This window comes from Pectobacterium versatile, assembly GCF_003932035.1.
Classification (GTDB): domain Bacteria; phylum Pseudomonadota; class Gammaproteobacteria; order Enterobacterales; family Enterobacteriaceae; genus Pectobacterium; species Pectobacterium versatile.
Map to the genome: position 1 here is coordinate 1,072,325 of NZ_CP034276.1, position 18,947 is coordinate 1,091,271.

The 18,947-nt window shown below is 48.9% G+C and carries 15 protein-coding genes and 1 pseudogene; 7 read left to right on the forward strand and 9 right to left on the reverse strand.

Features of this window, described 5'->3' with window-relative positions:
• Positions 1–93: 93 nt before the first annotated feature.
• Positions 94–2,306: pseudogene (gene fhuE, locus EIP93_RS04890) on the forward strand (ferric-rhodotorulic acid/ferric-coprogen receptor FhuE).
• An 87-nt stretch (positions 2,307–2,393) separates the two neighbouring features.
• On the opposite strand, the gene EIP93_RS04895 reads toward fhuE, so the two are convergent.
• Entirely contained in the window at positions 2,394–3,743 is a 1,350-nt protein-coding gene (locus EIP93_RS04895) for an enolase C-terminal domain-like protein (protein ID WP_109225528.1), read from the reverse strand.
• Positions 3,736–5,082: an MFS transporter gene (locus EIP93_RS04900; protein WP_010301931.1), complete on the reverse strand. Its 1,347-nt coding sequence runs from the start codon at positions 5,080–5,082 to the stop codon at positions 3,736–3,738. Before EIP93_RS04900 ends, EIP93_RS04895 begins: the two co-directional genes overlap by 8 nt.
• Before the next feature lie 282 nt (positions 5,083–5,364).
• Here EIP93_RS04900 and EIP93_RS04905 point away from each other — a divergent pair, with 282 nt between their 5' ends.
• Entirely contained in the window at positions 5,365–6,114 is a 750-nt protein-coding gene (locus tag EIP93_RS04905) for an AAA family ATPase (RefSeq protein ID WP_125232365.1), read from the forward strand.
• Between the two features lie 12 nt (positions 6,115–6,126).
• On the opposite strand, the gene EIP93_RS04910 is transcribed toward EIP93_RS04905, so the two are convergent.
• From EIP93_RS04910 to EIP93_RS04930, 5 genes are all read right to left on the reverse strand, one after another.
• The gene (locus EIP93_RS04910) at positions 6,127–6,696 is read right to left on the reverse strand and encodes a fimbrial protein (protein ID WP_125232366.1); all 570 of its coding nucleotides are present in this window, start codon (positions 6,694–6,696) and stop codon (positions 6,127–6,129) included.
• A gap of 27 nt (positions 6,697–6,723) precedes the next feature.
• Positions 6,724–7,758, reverse strand: a complete 1,035-nt coding sequence (locus EIP93_RS04915; protein ID WP_125232367.1) for a hypothetical protein — start codon at positions 7,756–7,758, stop codon at positions 6,724–6,726.
• Between the two features lie 17 nt (positions 7,759–7,775).
• The gene (locus tag EIP93_RS04920) at positions 7,776–8,525 is read right to left on the reverse strand and encodes a fimbrial biogenesis chaperone (protein WP_125232368.1); all 750 of its coding nucleotides are present in this window, start codon (positions 8,523–8,525) and stop codon (positions 7,776–7,778) included.
• A gap of 37 nt (positions 8,526–8,562) precedes the next feature.
• Positions 8,563–11,061: a fimbria/pilus outer membrane usher protein gene (locus tag EIP93_RS04925; protein ID WP_125232369.1), complete on the reverse strand. Its 2,499-nt coding sequence runs from the start codon at positions 11,059–11,061 to the stop codon at positions 8,563–8,565.
• 274 nt (positions 11,062–11,335) lie between these two features.
• Positions 11,336–11,884 carry a fimbrial protein gene (locus tag EIP93_RS04930; protein ID WP_039472120.1) on the reverse strand — a complete coding sequence of 183 codons (549 nt, stop codon included), beginning with the start codon at positions 11,882–11,884 and terminating at the stop codon, positions 11,336–11,338.
• Positions 11,885–12,595: 711 nt separating this feature from the next.
• On the opposite strand from EIP93_RS04930, the gene EIP93_RS04935 reads away from it, so the two are divergent.
• Both EIP93_RS04935 and EIP93_RS04940 read left to right on the forward strand, forming a co-directional pair.
• Entirely contained in the window at positions 12,596–13,357 is a 762-nt protein-coding gene (locus EIP93_RS04935; protein WP_040031139.1) for a winged helix-turn-helix domain-containing protein, read from the forward strand.
• On the forward strand, positions 13,344–13,814 hold the full coding sequence (locus tag EIP93_RS04940) for a hypothetical protein (RefSeq protein ID WP_040031140.1): 471 nt from the start codon (positions 13,344–13,346) through the stop codon (positions 13,812–13,814). Before EIP93_RS04935 ends, EIP93_RS04940 begins: the two co-directional genes overlap by 14 nt.
• 57 nt (positions 13,815–13,871) lie before the next feature.
• Here EIP93_RS04940 and EIP93_RS04945 read toward each other — a convergent pair whose 3' ends face one another.
• Positions 13,872–14,444 carry a TetR/AcrR family transcriptional regulator gene (locus EIP93_RS04945; RefSeq protein ID WP_125232370.1) on the reverse strand — a complete coding sequence of 191 codons (573 nt, stop codon included), beginning with the start codon at positions 14,442–14,444 and terminating at the stop codon, positions 13,872–13,874.
• Between the two features lie 92 nt (positions 14,445–14,536).
• Between EIP93_RS04945 and EIP93_RS04950 the strand changes: the two genes are divergently transcribed.
• Positions 14,537–15,430 carry an ABC transporter six-transmembrane domain-containing protein gene (locus EIP93_RS04950; protein ID WP_125232371.1) on the forward strand — a complete coding sequence of 298 codons (894 nt, stop codon included), beginning with the start codon at positions 14,537–14,539 and terminating at the stop codon, positions 15,428–15,430.
• 94 nt (positions 15,431–15,524) lie between these two features.
• Here EIP93_RS04950 and cueP read toward each other — a convergent pair whose 3' ends face one another.
• Entirely contained in the window at positions 15,525–16,076 is a 552-nt protein-coding gene (gene cueP, locus EIP93_RS04955; protein ID WP_170309989.1) for a copper-binding periplasmic metallochaperone CueP, read from the reverse strand.
• Between the two features lie 440 nt (positions 16,077–16,516).
• Here cueP and EIP93_RS04960 point away from each other — a divergent pair, with 440 nt between their 5' ends.
• Together EIP93_RS04960 and EIP93_RS04965 are read left to right on the forward strand one after the other, a co-directional pair.
• Positions 16,517–17,119, forward strand: coding sequence for a histidine phosphatase family protein (locus EIP93_RS04960; protein ID WP_103158281.1), 603 nt, complete (start codon positions 16,517–16,519; stop codon positions 17,117–17,119).
• Positions 17,120–17,894: 775 nt separating this feature from the next.
• Entirely contained in the window at positions 17,895–18,947 is a 1,053-nt protein-coding gene (locus EIP93_RS04965; RefSeq protein ID WP_103162747.1) for a hypothetical protein, read from the forward strand.

The following is an 18,947-nucleotide window of genomic DNA, read 5'->3' on the forward strand; positions in this document are numbered from 1 at the left end:
GCGTATAGTTATCATTTACCTTTCTGTGCAAATGTTGACAAGAAACGCCTCAGCATCTCGCCAAAATCACCATCAGTTAACCGAGGATATACCATGTCTTTTAGAGTTACTCGCGCCGAAAAAACGCGCGTTTGTGATTCTTCGCTGGCCGGAGTAAAACCATTCGGAGTCTCTCTTCTTGCCCTGTTGATCTCAGTCTCTTTCCTGCCTGCTCAGGCCACTGCCGAAGAAAATCCCGCTTCAGGCGATACGCTTGTCGTTAGCGCTAATGCCAATGCCAGCGCGGAAGCCAGCGATCCGCAGGATTACAGCGTGAAAGTGACTAACGCCGGAACGAAGATGACGCTGACCCCACGTGATATCCCACAGTCAGTGAGCGTCATCAGCCAGCAGCGTATCGAAGATCAGGGCTTGCAGACGATTGGTGAGGTGATGGCGAACACGACGGGTGTGTCCTCCAAAATTATCGACTCCGAACGTGTGACGTATTTCGCGCGTGGCTTCCGCATCACTAACTACCTGTTCGATGATATTCCGACGGTGGTTAACGAAATTTGGGATTTTGGTGATTCAGGCTCAGACACGGCGATTTACGATCGTATCGAGGTGGTGCGTGGGGCGACTGGGTTAATGACCGGAACGGGCAACCCTTCTGCCGCGGTAAACATGGTGCGCAAGCATGCGGACAGCCGCGAGTTCAAAGGCTCGGTTTCCGGCAGCTACGGGTCGTGGGATAAGCAGCGGATGGTGGCCGATCTGTCTGCGCCGCTGACGGAGTCCGGTAATGTGCGTGGACGCGTCATTGCGGGCTATCAGGATAACGACACCTGGCTCGACCGTTACCACAGCCGCAAAAAATTCCTCTACGGCGTGATCGATGCCGATGTGACCGATTCGACGACGCTCTCCCTCGGTTATGATTATCAGGAAGCCAATACCGATAGCCCAACGTGGGGCGGATTGCCGACGTGGTTCACTGACGGCAGCCGTACGAATTTCGGCCGTAGTTTTAACTCCGCACCTAACTGGAGCTACTCCGATAAAACATCGAGAAAAGTCTTCGCCGATCTGACTCAGCGTTTTGATAACGGTTGGCAAGTGCGTGTTAACGGGACGCATGGCGAAACCAACTTTGATTCCAAGCTGATGTATGCCAATGGCTTCCCGGATAAAGATACCGGAATACTGGTTGATCCGTATGGCTACAATGTCGGTGCTTACGGTGGATGGAATAAGGGAACCCGTAAGGTTGATGCGATTGATACCTATGCTTCCGGCCCGTTCGAGCTACTGGGACGCCAACATGAGCTGGTGATAGGCGGCAGCTACAATCGACAACGCAGCCAGTTCTATAACTCGCAATCGACGATCAGCTCGGCAGACATGGGCAATTACTACAATTGGAATGGCAACATTGCCGATCCAGCCTGGGGGCTTGGGCAGATTATGAACATTCAACCACGCGTCAAAAATCGCTCTATACCTCGGCGCGTTTCTCTCTGGCCGATCCGCTGCATCTGATTGCAGGCGCGCGTTATACCGACTGGAGCATCATTGGTTCGACGGGTGACACCAGCAATAATCGCGTCACGCCTTATGTGGGTCTGGTGTATGACATCAACGATACCTGGTCGACGTACGCCAGCTATACCGATATCTTCCAGCCGCAAACGCAAAAAGATATTAATAAAAAATACCTGTCTCCGACTACGGGCAAAAACTACGAAACCGGTGTTAAAGGAGACTGGTATAACAGCCGCCTGACAGCGTCGGTATCCGTTTTCCGTATCGAACAGGATAATGTGGGACAGTCTACGGGAATCGCAATTCCCGGCGGCGGTGGCGAATTTGCCTACCGTTCAGTTGATGGTGTCGTCAGCAAGGGTATTGAGTTTGAAGTGAACGGTGCGGTGACGGACAACCTGCAAATGACGTTTGGCGGTTCGCGCTATGTTGTTGACGATCAAGACGGTCAGTCTGTGAACCCAGAGCAGCCGCGCACATCGTTCAAGCTGTTTACCCGTTACCAGCTGCCAATGGTGCCGGACTTAACCGTTGGCGGCGGCGTGAACTGGCAAAATGGCATCTGGCAGGAAGGCTCTGGCCCGCAAAACACCACGCTGCGTGCCGAGCAGGGCAGCTACGCGTTGGTTAACCTGTTTGGCCGCTATCAGGTGACCAAGCAGTTAGCGGTACAGGCGAATATCAACAACCTGTTTGATAAAGAGTATAGCGACTACCTTGCGCCTTATGCCGTGTATGGCACGCCGCGCAGCGTCTCGATGACCGTCAACTATGCTTTCTGACGAGCAACGCTTTCTGACGATCGATAATGTCGTCTAAATCTTAAGTAAAACATCATCCCCCGCCGACAGCATCGGCGGGGGATTTTCTCAACGAACCAGCGATGGCCGTTTGGCGTTAAACGACCAGTTAGGGATTAAAAACTGCATACCGAGCGCGTCATTACGGTTTTTATCCGGGAGTGACAGATAAAGCCGGTGCGCCTCCTCCACCCGTTTCCTGTTCAGCGTAATCCCTAATCCCGGACCTTCCGGCAAATGCAAATGGCCTTTTTCAATCCGTGGGGCTTCATGCGTGAGCTGCTGTCCATCCTGCCATATCCAGTGGGTATCAAACGGCGTGATGCGTTCGCCCGGTGCGGCGGCACCCAGATGAGCCACCATGGCGAGCGAGATATCGAAATGGTTGTTGGAATGGCAACCCGTGGTTAATCCCCATTCGTGGCACAGCTGCGCCACGGTATTGGCATGGCGCATGGTCCAGAAGTGCGGATCGGCTAGCGGAATATCGATGGCGTTCAACTGGAGTGCGTGATTAAGCTGGCGCCAGTCGTTAGCAATCATATTGGTTGCTACGGGAATGTTGGTGGCGCGTCGGAATTCGGCGAGGGTTTCCCGGCCGGAATAGCCGTTCTCTGCGCCGCACGGATCTTCCAGATACGGTATTTGCCCCTGTAGCTCCCGCCCTAAGCGTATCGATTCATCCAGAGACCAGCTGGCGTTGGGATCCACGGTAACCCGCGAGCCAGGGAAGTGGCGCAGCAGCGCTTTTACCGTCTCAACCTCTTTTTCGCCGTGATGCACGCCGCCCTTGAGTTTGAAATCGTTAAAACCGTAGAGATCGCTGGCGGCTTCCGCCAGACGAATCACGCCGGCGTCGTCCATGGCTGCCTGATGGCGCAGATAAAACCAGTCGTGTTTTCCGGTTTCGCCGGGCAGGTAATTCATATCGGTTTTCGTGCGGTCGGCAATGTAAAAAAGGTATCCCAGAATCGGAATCGACTCGCGCTGCTTGCCGCTTGCCAGCAGTTCTGCGACCTGAAGGTTTAAGAACTGACCGGTCAGATCCAGCAGCGCGGCTTCCGTCGCGGCTACCGCATTATAAAATTTCTCCGGGTTCATCTGTGGAATGTGAATCGCGGTATTGTCGCTTTGTCCACTACTCAGATTGCGCTTGTCGCTTTTAAACAGCGTGCTCAGCGTGGTGTTCAGCTTGAGTAATGAGGTTCCCTCCACCTGTGGGATGAAATCGTTGAGCACCGCGAGCGTGCTGGAATGGCAGGGGCATTCCCCTACGCCAGTATTGCCCGCGCTGTCTGTTAGCGTCACCAGAATCCGGGTGAAGTAGCAGTTGTGCGCACCGCCAATATTCAAAAGCATGCTGTCATATCCGGCGACCGGAATGACCTCCATTTTTTTAATGATAGGGCTGTCAGACATTTCGATGCTCCATAGGTTTGAATGAACTGGGCGGCGTGGCGTGTGTGCTACGCAGCAATAAGAACAGACCGGTGACGACGGAAACTGCGGTCAGCGAATAGAGCCCGCCCGTTGTGCTGCCGGTTTTTAATTCCAGATAGCCAAAGACGGTAGGCGCGACGAAGCCCCCGAGGTTGCCGATGGAGTTGATCAGGGCGATCCCCGGTGCGACGATGGATGCAGGAAGGTTGCCCTGCGGCATGGGCCAGAAGAAGGTGGCACTGACCTTTGAGCCAATGCAGGCAACGATCATGGCGAGGAAGCCGAACCACGGCGATCCGATCGTTGCCATAAACGTGCCGCAGGCGGCAATCAGCATGGCGACGCCTAGCGCTTTGGGTAAATGCTGGCGATGTTTGTCGCTGAATTTGCTGACAAGGTTGATGGCAATAATGGCGCACAGCCAAGGGATGGCGGTAAGCAGCCCGATACCGAAACTGCTGAACCCCTGAATACGTTGGATAATCTGTGGGAGCCAGAATACCAGCGTGTAACCCGTCATGGTCATGGTAAAGAAGATGGCGCAGTAGAACAGTGTTCTGCGGTCCGTCAGTAAGCGCAGTTTTCCGGTATTTTCCTGCTGTGCATCGCGCTCTATTTCTTCCTGCTGTAGCTGTTGCTCCAAAGCCTGTTTTTCTTCTGCGCTGAGCCAGCGGGCTTTATCAGGGCTGGAGACCAGTACGAAAGCCGCCAGAATCCCGACCAGAATCGACCCCGCGCCTTCTAAAAACATCACCCATTTCCAGCCTGCAATGCCGAGAAAATCATGCATCATCAGGATGGCTCCGGTAATCGGGCCGGAGAAGAGAAACGCGCCCGCGCTGGCACTGAGGATCAGCGCCGTTGCCCGGCCGCGCCAGGCGTTAGGCACCCAGAGCCGGAAGTAATACAGCACACCGGGGAAGAAACCCGCTTCGGCTACGCCGAGTAAAAAACGCAGGACATAAAACTGGATAGGGCTGGTGACAAAGCCCGTCGCGACCACGACGGCTCCCCAGGTAATCATGATGCGAGTCAGCCACACCCGTGCCCCGAATTTCTTCATCATCAGGTTGCTGGGCACTTCAAACAGCGCATAGCCGATAAAGAAAAGCCCTGCGCCAAGACCAAATGCTGCTGCGCTGATGCCGGCGTCGGTCTGGAGTTCTGCTTTTATAAATCCGATGTTTGACCTATCTATCTGATTAATAATCAACATAACGGCCAGCATCGGGATAATACGCTTGAAGAATTTGGCAATGGCCGAGGCGAGATGCGCCTCTCTGGTGTGGGCAGATGATACGGTTGTTGTCGTTGTCATTTTTTACACCTTGCGTAGGTAGGTTACGAAAGTGTTATAGGAAATGAGTGAAAGGAATAACCATGTGCAGATGCCCAGCATGCGTTGTGCTACTCCACAGTGGCGGCGAAAATGAAGGCGGCCAGCGCAATTAGGAAAAAGTGAGGAAATATCACGTCTGCGACGGTGATCACAGCCTGATGGGGGATGAATATCAGGCATTGACGCTTTTTATTCGTTTGCTAAGGTAATGGAAAAAACACGCCACTCACTCATCATCATTACCCGTCAGGAAGACAGAGAATGATCTCAACGCAATACATTAGCCGAATCGCGCTGGTTCACGAAAAGGTGGATTCATTCGAGGCCTATCCGTTTTCTATTCCGTCGATTCGCTCGCTGGATAAGCTGGAACTGCACCCGAAAGTCACTTTTTTTATCGGCGAAAATGGCGCGGGAAAATCCACGCTGTTAGAAGCCATTGCCGTTTCGATGGGGTTCAACCCGGAAGGCGGTACCCGCAATTTCAACTTCGGCACCCGTACGTCGCATTCCAGACTGTCGAGTTTATTGCGGGTGGCGAAAGGCATCAAGAAGCCTAAAAATGGTTTCTTCTTACGTGCGGAGAGTTTCTTCAATGTCGCGACGGAAATTGAGCGTCTGGATAGCGAACCGGGTTTTGATCCGCCGGTGATCGATTCCTATGGCGGGCATTCGCTGCATGAACAATCCCACGGCGAATCCTTCATGGCGCTGTTGCTCAATCGGTTTGGTAAAGAGGGCATTTATCTGCTCGACGAACCAGAAGCCGCGCTGTCGCCCAGCAGGCAGTTGGCTGCGATTGCCCGCATGCACGATCTCATCCGTGAAGGGTCGCAGTTTATTATCGCGACCCACTCTCCGATCCTGATGGCATATCCTGATGCCACGATCTTTCAGTTCGGTGAAGACGGAATACAGCAGGTCGCGTACGAGGACACGGAACACTATCAGGTCATACGCGCTTTCCTTAATCACCCTGAACGGATGCTGCGCGAGCTGATGGCGGACTAGGGATTAACATCGCTATAAATAGCTCAATGTAAAATTCGCCGTTGCCATGAAATCGCCGGATTGAATCAAATCGTCGCGTATCTTTTCGATACGAGCTGAAAAGGGAATGGTGTTGTCTCCGCTTTGCAGCACAATGCTGTCCGTGCTGCTGTTGATGCCGACCAGTTTGTTAGCATGATAAATGCCAACCGCGATGCCTTTGGCTCCGGATGGCGTATCCAGCGCCAGCCGCTTGGGCAAGAGCGGTTCTTCTTTACCTGAAAAACGGATAGTGACGTTTTGGTAGGTATCCAGATTGCAGTCCGTGAGGTTAATTGTGAAGTCATGCCAGTCACCGTAGTGATTGGCTTTTAAATAGCGGTCAGAGACTTCACTCATGTCCACCACAATCGACTTGCTCTCTGTACTCACATTACAGGCGGCGTTGACGACTAAAACGCGGAAGGTCACTTCGCGATCGTCCAGCGTTGTCATCTGCTGCGCGAAGGATGCACCTGAATGCAGCGCGATGAGGCCAAGTGTGAAGGCGAGTAGGGTACCGCGTGACCTGGTTTTCGCTACCGTATTGTTGTGTTTTATCATCGTTGCGATCTCGCGTAGGAAGACGGATTAATGATAATTAAACCGTAGGATAATATTTTTCTCAGTATCGCCTATCACTGCGGGGCCGGAGGCGTAGAGCCGTGCCGTATAGCGCCGTTCAACCTGACCGCTCGATGCTGTCAGGCCGTCAACCAGACCGATAAACTGGTTAAATGCCACGTTATTGCCGCTGCGCGTATCTTCGATCTTCAGCGTGGAGCCATTGCCCATGTTCATGCCGTCTACCCCGACGAGTGAATGTCCCCGTGAAGAGGCATCAAAGTTGATGTCCAGATCGAACCCCTTGCCGCAGTCTTCTCCACCGTCGGTCGATACGTTGATGTGGAATTCCGTTTGCGCCAGCGCGTTGGCCTCCGTACCCGACCACGCTCGGACCGTACCAAAATCGACATAGCTATCGGGCGAGACGTTGATCTTCGCGGCGCACTGCATAATGTCGATGCCGTGTAGCCCTGACAGCGTTAAGCCATAGTTGCTGTCGGGTTTGTTATTGATGCCCCCTTCGCCGTCAATTTGGAAGACGCGTAGCGAATCCACGCCTGCCGTGGCGTCGGTGATATTCCCCGTTTTTTCGAGGTAGAGCTGCACCGTGACATTCAGCATGGTCGGGTTGGATGGTGGCGTTGAACCGCTGGGGCCCGGTGCGATCCACTGTCCTGTGGAGACGCGGGATGCGGTCGAGCCGCCATTGGTAATCACCCCGAGATCCTGGCCGTTATAGATGATGCCAATGCCAACGCCCTGACTGATGACCTTGCCTTCGGGGTTGGGATAGAAATAGGACATCTCACCCTGCGGGCGCACGGATTTATACGCCCAGCAGGCCAGATTGCGGGTATAGGGTTTTGACGTCCACAGACGGCTGCCGATAGGCAAGGTCGCGGGGATCTTTAGCGTACCGATATCCTCATAGTCGTTTACTGGGCCGGTCACGGTGCCCAGTCGGCATTCCAGCGCGCTGGCGTTAAACGCCGTTAAGCCGAACAAGAGCGATGCGCAGAGGGCGACAGTGCGATGTTGACGAGCAGCTAACCAAGACATGGCGGGTTCCCTGTAGCTTATTTACGGATGACGGGCTGGCACTGGTTTTGTGCGCAGGTAAAAGGCAACTCCAGATGGCCGCCGTAGTCGTTGACGTAATACAGATAGAAGCGTTCGACCGCGCCGTCATTCACCTCAACCGACAGCGTTGAACGTGGCGCGACCATAAAGGCGTTGCCCTTCAGCAGGCTGGTGGGGGTGGCGCGTGTCGCTTTGGGCTGTTTCAGGATGCCGCTGACCGTGATGTAGTACGGCGTGGGGTTTTCGACCTGAAAGGTGTTTCCCGTTTTTCGGACGATCAGTTTTTCCTGCCAGATTTCGTCTTTGGCTGGCTTTACGCCACGGGGGCGGAAGAACACCTTAATTTCAGACTGAATGGCGATCTGTAATACGTTAGGTTTGTCCGTCTTGGGGGGAATTTCCCGGACGTTAAGGTAAAACAGCGATTCGCGGTCGGTTGGCAATTGGCTGATTTGTTCGGTCTTGACCAGACGGATCAGGCTATATCCTTTTGCTTCGATGCGCTGTAACGGTGGCAGCACCATCAGCGGTGTTGTCACTTTATTATGCTGGTCGTCCGTCAGCCAGGACTGCGCCAGAAACGGATTCTCTGCATTTTGATTCATCAACATGACCGTCGCGGATTGCTCCTCATCGTTAAAAATAACGCGGGTGCGATCGAGGCTCAGGGCGCTATAGGCTGAGGGCATCAAAAACAGGCTGCTGATGAGGAACCCTGCTACTCGCTGATAAACGGTGTGCTTCATAACGTACTCTCCAGATTTTTCTCTTTCTTTGCGCCGCTTATTTACAAGGAAGCAGCAGTGCATCAAGGTGATTTAAAGTCGGGGGCAGGGTGATGACACACTGTGTTCTCCCTTCCCAGATGACGGACAGCGTTTCGTCAGGCGACACGCCGGTGATGTAGGCCTGCCCGCCGTTGGTGATCATGGCGATATCGCGACCTTTCTTGTTTTTGATCTGAGCGGCGAACGGGGGATTTTTGCCATCGGCCAGTGCAACATTCGCCATGATTTTTGCCCCGCTCACCACGTCAAATTTGCGGTAGCCGATTGCGCCTTCGGTCAGCGTGCCCTGAACGACTGTCGTCACTGCTTCAATGTCTGACGGTAATTTCTGTACATCAATGCGAGTCGACACATCGTAGTAGCTACTGGTGCCAGCAATCACGGCCAGACCATAGCGGTTAGTCTCAACCTGGCTGCCAGAGAACGGCACGCCTGCTTGCTCGGTGTCTACCATGATACGGGTGCCGCCCTGATTACCTTTCGGGTGTGCTGCGACGCCGTGGCGGGTTGCGGTAATCCCGCCGCGCAGTGAGCCGTTCAGGTAGGTGTAGCGATCCTGCTGCCAGGCAACGCCTACGGTGGCATCCGTCATGGGGGCCAGATGGGTATAGTTGCCGCTCAGGTAAGTTTTCTCTTTGCTGTCGTGCCGGGTGCTCAGGTTCCAGGTCCGACGCGGATCGGCGTTATTGGAATAGGTCAGCGCCTGATTGCTGCCGTCGTTGTAGCGCCCCATGCTGTAGCTCAGGCGATCCTTCTCTCCGAGTGGAATAGAAAAGCTCAGGTACAGGCTGTCATCGGTACGGCGGTTGAATTCGGTGCGGTAGGCCGATAAATTCGCGGCAATACCTTTAAATGCACCAATATCAAGGTACTTGTTGAGTGAAATCCCGTAGCGATCCTGTTGCGTTTCATTCCAATAGGTTTGGCGCGTATAGGTGACGTAGGTCGATAGCCCACTTAGCACGGAGGATGATTCCTGCGTCGCGAAGTTTTTTGACAGCGTAATGGTGTAGCGCTCTTTTTCATTGCGATAGCGGCTATCAAGATTCAGCGCATAGAGATACTGCGCCATGCTCATGTAGGTCTTCTCTGAAAAGCGGTAGCCCGCAAAACTGATTTGGCTATCGATCGAGTTGAAGTATTTAGACCAGTTGAGCGAGAAAGCATGCCCCATTTGCGACGAGTACGGTGCCGGGAGCGTGGCGCGTGACTGCGTGACGTCAGCGGACAGCGCGCCCAGCAGGTAGAGGTTTTTCCCGATGCCCGCAGACCAGGACTGATAGCCATCGGACAAAATAGTGCCGCCGTACACCGACCACGCGTTGGATAATCCCCATGAGGCTTCGGCGGCAGAAAAGGCCGGACCTTGCAGACGATGGTTGGTATTCGAGGGCTTACCGGCGGCGAGTTTATACTGCACGTGTCCCGGCCGAGTCAGGTAAGGCAGGTTGGCCGATTCGGTCTGGAACGTCGTCACCGTACCGTCTTCTTCCGTCACGCGGACATCCAGCGTCCCGCTGACGCCGTTTTTCATATCCTGAATGGCAAAGGGACCGGCAGGCACAGTGGTTTCATAAATCAGCCTGCCATTTTGCGTGACGGTCACCGTCGCGTTTGATTTGGCGACGCCGCGAATTTCGGGCGCGTAGCCACGCAGCGAAGGGGGAAGCATGTTCTCGTTATTGGCTAATGAGATGCCGGTAAAGCGATAGCTATCGAACAGGTTGCTGCTGAAATACATTTCCCCCAGCTTGAGATCGGCTGAAAGCGTTGGCAGCGGACGATAGGCGTAAAACTGATCCCACGAGAAACGATCGCGATTCGAGTTGCGCGATTTTTGCAGAAAATAGCGGTAATCGGCACGGTAACGCCAGGCACCCTGATTGAATCCGGCTGTACCGTAGCTGCTGAGATAGTGTGAAGTGCCTTTGCCGTTGGTATCACGGCGTACGTTCCCGACGAGGTTGTAGTCCAGTAGCGCACCGCCGATACCATGATCCCATTGCTCGGGCGGAATCCAGTTGCGATCGCTGTACATCAGCCATGCCTGAGGAATCGTAATATTCAGCGCTCCCATGCCTATCTGGTTAGAGACGTTAACGCCAGCAATGGGGGTCAGATCGACGCATGCGCCGTTATTCCATAATTCGATTTTGTCGCGTGCTTCTTTTTTTAGCGCCAGTTTATCGACGAGTTCAGGCCGAAGGCAGGCCATTGGGCGGGAGCGATTATTGCCTTCCGGCAGATAGTTAACGATCAGTTGCTGTATTTCACGCGAGTTCACCTTTAGGGATAAAAGATAAGCGCCGGGCGTGACGTATTCGGGATCGGAAAAATGGCTAAGATCAATTTCACTACGATCGTCGACATCCAGTACGTTAACGTTAAATTCCGTTGCACTGAGCGATGTCGTATTCAAAGAAAAAATAAAAATACTGCCGCGAAATAACGCAGATTTTATTTTTTCTTTGAACGTAATATTCTTCATTGCCATAGGAATAGGTGCTTAAGCAAATGCCGCGTTGTGGTTATCCATTCATATCATTCGATATGGGGAATAATGTAGGTATAGGGGAGGAGGCCTCCCCATTTGATTGCTTATACCCGTCATACTTCAAGTTGCATGTGCGTTGGCTGCGTTCACTCACCCGAATCACTTACCTGAGTAAGTTCATCGGGACTCCTTCTCTTGCCGCCTTCCTGAAACTTGAATTATTTAGGGGATATACCCTGTTGTTAGCGCAACGAATGGTTAGCGCAACGGAATTTTATTGATAGGACACAACAAAATTAGCCGTGCTGGCGAAGGAACCTGTCGTGATTACTGGCGATTCCCCTTCCTGTGGGGTTGGGAGTTTTGCGACATAAGACGTGAAGGAGAAAATATTATCCCCATTTGCCAGCGGAGTAGCGGGTACGGCTGGCGTGATTCCGTCGAATTTAATTTTCTCACCGACTCGCTCTACGGCAATGCCTGCACCGGTTGCGCTGCCATTTAATGCCAGTAGTTGATTATTGGTACCCGATGCTACGCCGCCGGAGAAAACAATTTTGGCGCTGGTTGCCGTATCCAGGCTGCAATCTTTTAAGGTGATATCAAACGGCTTAATTTCTGACGTGCCACCGTTTTCCAGCACGGTTTTGCTGATTTCGCCAAACTCGATCGTTTGATGCAGATCGTCCTGAGATACTGAGCAAGGCGTATCAATAATTTTTCCCTTAAATGTCACTGAGCCATTATGTGAATCTGCGGCATGTGCGCCGACAGAAAAAATGACGGAGATAAGGGATGCCAGGGTGATTTTTGATAATTTCATATTGTGCTCTCTCTGTGGGTTACTTTGTTTAAAAGTGAATGTTAAAGCGTGAGCGCTACTCTCATGAATGCTCAGCGCATTCATGCATAATGAGTAATGCCTTCTCTTTTGTAATGTCTCTGTTGATTGACTGGCGGCTTACCGGTTTTCCACGTGGTGAATATATTTACCCGCCTGCTCAATCGATTACTCTGGAACGAGGTGAATGGTAATGTCGGGTGGTTTTATGGTCAAATATATTGCTTTAAATATATTTATTTAGTTTTTATTTTTTAAATTTACATTTATTTAGGTTTTTATTCTGATATGGTGTTTTCTTATTTCAATGCTATCTCAATGGGTAAATATCACTTTTAGACATAAATCATGTTAATTCAATATGTTATTTACTATTCTGTTTCTTTGTGTGGTGATGGTGCTAAACCGCTGTCGTTTTATAAAAATAATGAAATGTCTTTTTGTTTAGATGGATCTTAAACGAACCTTAAATAACCTTTGACAATAAATAAGTAAGTTTTTATCCTTGCTGAAGTTCGAGCCTGTCTGGCTATGTATATAATTTATTTGCTTTTATAGATAACGTATTTGTTGTTTTAGGTATGGTGCTATTTTCAGACTATTCTGTAGGCTTTATCATCAAGAAATAACGTATCTATCAAGCTACTTATAACAAACGAATAACGCCTCTTAATCTTGATGGAAAAAGGACGTATGGTTTATTTGATTAATGATTTAATCATTTTTAATGAGGGAGATGGAACACTTGCATGGATAGAACGTGAAAACGAAGCAACCTCTTTGAGCTTTCCTATTTCTCGATTGCTCTGCTTGCTAATAGAGAATCAGGGGGTAACGTTAAGTCGTGATTTTTTGTTAAAGGAGGCACTGGAAAAGCACGCACTTTGCCCTTCTCTTAATAATCTCAACAACTATCTCTCTCTACTCAGAAAGGTATTACGCGAATTTGATCTTTCAGATTCGATTGTGACTATTCCTAAGTTGGGTATTGTTTTTAACGTTAACAGTATTGTTATCCAGCCAGTAATGGGTGAAGAACGAGAAGAGAAAGAAACGTTAAATCAGGATGTTGAAGAGGGTTTTTATGAAGGAAAAAAGCCATTTTCTATAGAACATCACGCCATTCCTGAACCCGTAAAAAAACAGCAATACATCAAGTACCTTCTCATCTGGGTAGCGGTAGTGGGGATTTTCCTGCTCACGCTGGAGAACGTAAATCGCTTCCCGTATAGGCATCTTGTCGATGTGAAGATGAACGGGAAATGCGATCTTTTCTATTTATATGATAGCGTTGGCTATCCCCTCCCGACCGACTATGAAAGCCTGTGTTCAGATAACACATTGTTCTTCCTGTCGAAAAAAATCGTTATATCTGGAATGCTGGATAAGAAGAGTGAAATCGTTATTTCCTGCAAGAAGGATGGGAAGGGATGTGTAACTTATGTTAATAATTAAAGTTAGGAAGAAGATTCTTTGCACCATATTGGTGCTTTTTATTTCATTTTCTCTGGGGACCCTTTTTTATTTAAAGAGCAATTTATACAGAAAGCCGCTGGTCTGCCAGGCTGAGGTAAAACTCTACGTAGAAGATCAGAAAATCAGAAAGGAATATGACGTCTATTTTTATCTAAATAAACAAAACAGAGCGCTGGTTTTGGTCAACGGTCTTTATATTGGTGAGGATAGCGTGCCGCTGACGATTCGGCGTACGTTCAGCTTTGATTCAGTGTGGGATGGGAACCGTCTGGTGGTGCACAATATCGCGATGAATAAGAACATCAGTGATAATGCCCCCGATGAAGCGATTCCGATATTAGCTGAAAATGATGTCATCCAGTTCGAAATGCTGACGAAGCATGCTTATCTGATTAGCACCGTTCAATCCAAGATGGCGTGTAATATCCGCGATTAATGCGTGTTGGAACAAGAACACGCATTAATCGCTATGCGGGTGTACTGACCAGGCATTTCACAACACGCGTTGTATAAAATCATCAATATCTTCAGTTGCTTGCTGAAAATCAGCAGGATCAGGATTAATAATCAAATGATCGGAGTAGCCGTTTAACAGCGCGCCTAGCTGACGGGAAACGCGCTGGGTATCGGTATTTTTAAAGACACCGGACGCGACGCCTGATGCGATGATGTCTTCCAATAAGGAAAACCATTTCTCTGCCATTATATGGGCGAGTTCTGCGTAAGCGGCATTGTGAACGGCTAACTGCCATAGCGATCCATACAGATTCCAGATGACGTCAGTCGTACCCGGCAGGTAATTCTTCACCAGCTCATGCAGTTTTTCTTTCGGCGTCAACGTGGCGATTTCTGCTGCGACGTCTTCCAAATCTGCCTGCATGAATGCGGTTAGCGCCTCAATTGATAGCGTCTGCCAGTCAGGAAAGTAGTGATAAAGATGGCTGCGCGAGATACCAACGTGTTCCGCCAGTTCGCGTGTTGTCACTTTCTCTATGCCTTTTTCAATAAATAGCTCGATTGCGCCATCAAGGATTTTGTCTTTTAGCGCTGTCGTCGTCTCTTTCATTACTGTCCCCGCGTTGACTTTGAGCAAGTGCTCAAATACAATTTTTGCTCTTGAGCAACCGCTCAAGTATAACTTTGTTAAATACGATTCTCATGCAAACCCATAATATCAGCGAACCGGTCAAGGTTTCGCATAGTGCCGCTGTCACCCTTAAAAAACTCGGAAAGCTGCATGGCAAAAAACTAATTCTCACTCTGCTGTTAGTCGTGGCGGAGAATGTAACTTATCTGCTTTATCCCCTGATGGCGGGCTTCGCCATTAACGCGATTCTGAATGCTCAGCCCTGGCACGCGGTGCTGTATGCGTTGATGGTTTTCATTATGTGGGCGATTGGCGCGGCACGGCGCAGCGTGGATACCCGCACGTTCGCCCGTATTTATGCTGCGCTGGCTGTACCAGTGATTCTGGCGCAGAGAAAAGAAAACCATAACCACTCAACTATTGCGGCCCGCGTGGCGCTTTCACGCGAGTTCGTGGATTTTTTTGAAATCCACCTTCCGGTACTGATCACGTCGCTGGCGTCTATCATCGGTGCGGCGGTGATGCTGCTGGTGATTGAGTTCTGGGCGGGCGTGGCCTGCATCGTCATTCTGCTGTTTTTTACGTTGTTCCTGCCAAGCTACACCCGCAAGAACGAAGTGCTGTTCGGTAAATTAAATAACCGTCTGGAAAAAGAGGTTGACTTTGTCAGCAGCGCGACGGCGGCTTCATTGACCAAGCATTACCATGTGCTGGCTGGACTGCGTATTCGCCTGTCGGATCGTGAGGCGCTGGGCTACTTGTCCATCGGTGCTGCGGCTGCCGTCCTGTTTTCACTGACGATCCTGCACATGACGCTTAATGGCGGAACCAATGCGGGGCATATCTATTCGGTGATGACCTACATGTGGATGTTTGCCATGAGTCTGGACGACGCGCCCGGCCTGTTAGAAAAATACTCGCAGCTCAAAGATATTGGTAAGCGCGTAGACACAGGCGTGGTGTGAGTGAGTCACGTTTGCGGGCGCGCCTTTCCCCCGTTAAATAAAAAACCCAGCGATGTCGCTGGGTTTCTGAATTCGTGTTCGCGGCTTCTTTCTGCTACGCCTCTTTCAATGGCAATGTCGTCATGCAGGTCTGACTGTCGTCATAGGTCGCAAACGGCGAGCTTGCTACGCGTCCCTGATAGGTGACATTAATCGTTCCTTCAATATTGCGCGGTAACCATACGCCAACAAAACCGTTCTGATGACTGTTTAGGGTTTTTTGCACGATAACATTGCCAGCTTTATCCGTGATTTTTACATCAAACGCCGTATTCGCGAGCTCACCCTGACACCCAGACAAACTGTGGTTAAAGCAGGGATGGGTTTGCTGAATATAAGGGGCGAATGAGAGATAGAATTTATTTCCCAGCGGATAGCTATACTGCTGCTGCCCATCGGATAGTTTCAGTTCTTTGCTGGTAATCGACGCGCTGTAGGGCAACGGCCTGTCCTGCGGCGATTGATCGATCGTATCGACGATCTGTTCGACGCTTTTCCCCGCCAGCCCTTGTTTAGCCAGAAACGCATTAGCGTCAGTCGCTGCGGCGAAACCCGACCCGCTCAACGTCAGAGCGAACAGTGCCGCCATCATCTTTATCTTCATCATCACTTCCCCTCAATAGAGTCATTATCTGGAATCACAGGTTATGACGTTACACCTTCCCCCTACGGGAAGGTCAAAAGGTGGGAAGTATAGAAAGGTAAAGTAATGTATTTACTGGTTTTTTATTGATTTTTATCAATTTTAAATCAGGATGTATAGCGGTGATACCAGCGCGATTATTGATGTGAGAGTGGGTTCTGTCATATCAAGGTACAACAGTTTCGTAGGGAGACGGGCTACTCCATTTTATGTGCCTTTTGTCATTCTTATATGTCTTGTTCCCTGTTAATGGCTCAGCCAAATGGCTAGTATGTCTTTAAGGTTTTTTTAGTCTATTTTTAATACCATACATCAATGCTGTGTGATGAGAATATTTTGAATCAGAGGATTTCCTCGATTCAAAATATAACGATAATTTTGAATTTTTATTATTAGGGTGGAATATGAAATTACGATATTTATTTCGCAGCTTAATTATCTGTCCTGTTCTTCTGATTATTTTTTTCAGTAATCTCTCTTATGCAAAACAGACCGTTGTCTTTATTCGCCACGGAGAAAAACCGGATAACCAGAGTGGGCAATTAACGTGCAAAGGGCTTAATCGCGCGTTGGCGCTACCGGAGGTATTGATTCCGCGTTTTGGCCATCCTGATGAGCTTTTTGCCTCCGCGCCTCACCAGAATAAATCCGGCAGTTCACTGCGTGCGCTTTCCACGCTTATTCCTACCGCAGTGGGTCTTTCGATACCGATTAATTTAAAATATCACGCGGATGATGTTGAGGAAGTGTCTGATGAATTGGTCAGTAACCGTAAGGACAACCACCTCACATTTGTTGCCTGGGAACACAAGAACCTGGTTCTGATAGCCAAGTCGGTGGTTAAGAAAGTGGGGGGAGATGCATCGTTGATTCCAGATAAGTGGCCGGGTTCGGATTTTGACAGCATCTACGTGCTTACTATCGACAAAAGTAATGACAAAAATCCGGTATCTTTCAGACACGAGCAGGAAGCGCTTGACGGAGTCGCAGAGAGTTGCCCTAAATAGACTGCAATGAGCCTCTCGGGAAAACACGGTTTTATTTGAATGGCTTTGCGAATAGCATAAAGGTTGTAAACCACACATGATAAAACCGTAGGGAGATGTTTTTTCTGGACGGTTTTATTATGTGTTCCCCGGTTTCTACGGCATTTTTTTTGAGCGTATACTACCTTGGAACCGTTTGACACGCGGTTTGTATACCACCTGATATAAATACCTACACTTTGTATAACGCTTTCCCGCGTGACACCGGAACAGTCATGCATGTAATGCATTTCATTTTTCAGATGGCATAAGGTCTCTTCGCATCCTGAATTATCAAGATAATCCCCTTTTCACGATATGATATGTGGTCGGTTCGCATTATTTACATACTTTAGTTAACCCGGATGTCGCCAATATTCTCCTCTTTCGATAATGCCAGGTGATAGATATCTCTGAAACCAAAGTTTTTTGTTTTGATAAGAAAATATTATCCTTTTCTTATAATGGTCATATTTGTAGAAGGTGATTGTTAATTTTATTGTGAATGTGGGAGGTGTCTTGGTGAGGATTTGAAGTTTCTTATTTATAATTTTTTTTCGGAGGCTGTTTTTAATATGGTCTTTTATATGGCAAATGGCCTATTACTTTTCGGGCATTTGGCAGGTTTGTTTTTATCATTTTCCAAGCATAATTATAATGTCACCATAAAATTTACGTGAAGTGATGTTGTTTTTATGAGTGATTGTACGGTGTTAGTTTTTATTAATAGTTAAATTATCTGATGAAGGAAAATAAAATGGCTAGTACAGACTTAATTACCTATCTGAATTATATATCTACTTGGGATACAGAAAGTGACTCCAACATTGATCAGTTGATTTCTGAACAATCTCTATTTGCTAACTTGGGTGACTTTGAATCAGACTCTATCATTGATTCAGAGTTTGATATGCTCGATGATTTGGCATGTGAAGTTCGAGATCTTACTATCGCAGCTGATGCAACTCAAATGGCAGCAGACGCTGCTGCTATCGCATCAATTTGGACGTTTGGACTTGGTATGGCTGTTTATGCCTCACTTGAAGTTGCCGAGGGTATTGAAAGAGCTGTTATTTCATCAAAATCAAAAGATTTAAATGCAAAATTGGGAACAATAGATAGCGATATTTCATCTAGAATAAGCCCTAATGTTCAATCGTATGTCAGTAAATACAAAGAAAATAATAATTTAATAAACTCAAAAGCACCACAAGGTCTTGATACTAGGACGTGTCGGGCAAATTTAATGCAATTTATGGCTCAAGTACAAAGAAAACAAGGGAAGTTAGATGCCAATACTTTTAGAGAATATGCAGAGTCGGCTAGAATCGTATATAACTGTGATGAAATAAATAAAGTATATGATGCGTTAGATGAATTGAATTTTAGTGATAAGTCGGATGCAGATGTCAAAAAATTCCTAAATGTTCTTGTAGGTCTGAACTTACCTTCAACAGCAAAATATGGGATGACACTGGTTACAAGCGTGTCGCTTGGGATTATGCAGTACAAGTTAAAAATCGCAAACAGCACAATCGAAGCCCAGTGTAAAGATGCTGGTATCCCTGTAGAGGAATGCGATGCTACTGCATTTGAAACAATGGATTTTGTAGGTAAGTTTGCTACAGTTATTACTGTGATTATGTCCGTGGTTGATATTGTGCTGAATATTCTTGATATCGTCGATGTCGTTGAACAATGTAAAAAAATGTGTGATCAGCTAAATGGGCCGATAAAAGGGAGTTATAAATCGTATTTTAATGGTATTAAAGAAGCATCTCAGCAGTACAAGGCTGCAATAGGTGGGTGA